This window comes from Saccharothrix sp. NPDC042600, from assembly GCF_040647305.1.
GTDB classification, from domain to species: domain Bacteria; phylum Actinomycetota; class Actinomycetes; order Mycobacteriales; family Pseudonocardiaceae; genus Actinosynnema; species Actinosynnema mutabilis.
In genome coordinates this window covers 1-1,033 of record NZ_JBEZBW010000213.1, presented here as the reverse complement: position 1 = coordinate 1,033, position 1,033 = coordinate 1, and the positions used below count along the sequence as shown (strand labels likewise).

The window sequence follows — 1,033 nt, the reverse complement described above, 5'->3', positions numbered from 1 at the left end:
GCAGCGACCCCGGAAGCCCCCGCACGCCCCGACCAGCCCCACACACCCACCCCCGGCCCGCACACCCCCACCAACCCGACCGGCGGTACCCCCACCGGCACACCCGGCGGCGGCATGCCCGGCAACACCCCCGGCAACGGCCCCGGCGGCACCCCGGGCGCCAGCGCACCCGGCGGCGCCCCGCGCCCCGGCGGCCCAGGCGGCTGGACCGGAACCCCCGGCACCCGCGGCGACCTGGCCTCCGGCATCCCGCACGGCCGAACCCCAGAACCTCCCCGCACCCCGCCCGCCCCACACCACACACCCCCAAGCCACACCACCCCCAGCCACGCCGGCCCCACCCCAAGCCACGCCGGCCCAGGCCACCCCGGCACGCCCCACACCGGCCCAAGCCACGCGAACCCGCCCCACACCAACCCGCCCCACACCAACCCGCCACACGCCGGCCCGCCACACGCCGGTCCGGCACACGCAGGTCCGGCACACGCAGCTCCGGCACGCCCCGGCCCAGGGCCCAACCCGCCCCACCACAGCCCCACGGCCCCCGGCACACCCCACAACCGCCCCGGCCCGGTCCACAACGGACCGCCCCAAGCCAGCCCTCACACCTCGGGTCGTCCCGACGCGCCGCACACGCCGGGCCGCCCGGACGCGCCCCACGACCCCAAGCCGTGGTCGCCCCCGCACCGCGACCCCGACAGCAACCACCCCGACAGCAACAACCCGGACAACCCGAACAACCCGGACACCAGCCCGGACCGCGCCCCGGACATCGACGAGGCCCACGCCCGGCACGGTGAGACCACCCCCTCCGGCATCTCCCACCACCGCGGCGACCCCGACATGGGCGACCTGCCCCACCGCGTCCCCCACGACCCCCGCTACTTCACCGCCGACGTCCACATCACCCCCGACGGCCGCGCCCGCATCGGCAACCGCACCTACACCCCCGAGCACTACGGCGACCTGCTACGCCGCAACGGCTGGGACGGCAAAACCCCCATCCGCCTCATCGGCTGCGACGCCGGCACCA

Annotated in this window: 2 protein-coding genes; one reads left to right on the top strand and one right to left on the bottom strand. The window is 77.6% G+C overall.

The window, feature by feature from the left end:
* Window positions 1-602: 602 nt before the first annotated feature.
* Window positions 603-818: a hypothetical protein gene (locus tag AB0A74_RS42655; protein ID WP_358258941.1), complete on the bottom strand. Its 216-nt coding sequence runs from the start codon at window positions 816-818 to the stop codon at window positions 603-605.
* Between the two features lie 25 nt (window positions 819-843).
* Here AB0A74_RS42655 and AB0A74_RS42650 point away from each other — a divergent pair.
* Window positions 844-1,033, top strand: a 190-nt coding sequence (locus AB0A74_RS42650; protein WP_358258939.1) for a hypothetical protein, incomplete at its 3' end; no start/stop codon positions are given.

What these genes read in the sequence shown, in the direction of transcription:
- AB0A74_RS42655 (WP_358258941.1), bottom strand. Translation starts at nt 818, where the DNA reads ATGCCGGAGGGGGTGGTCTCACCGTGCCGGGCGTGGGCCTCGTCGATG.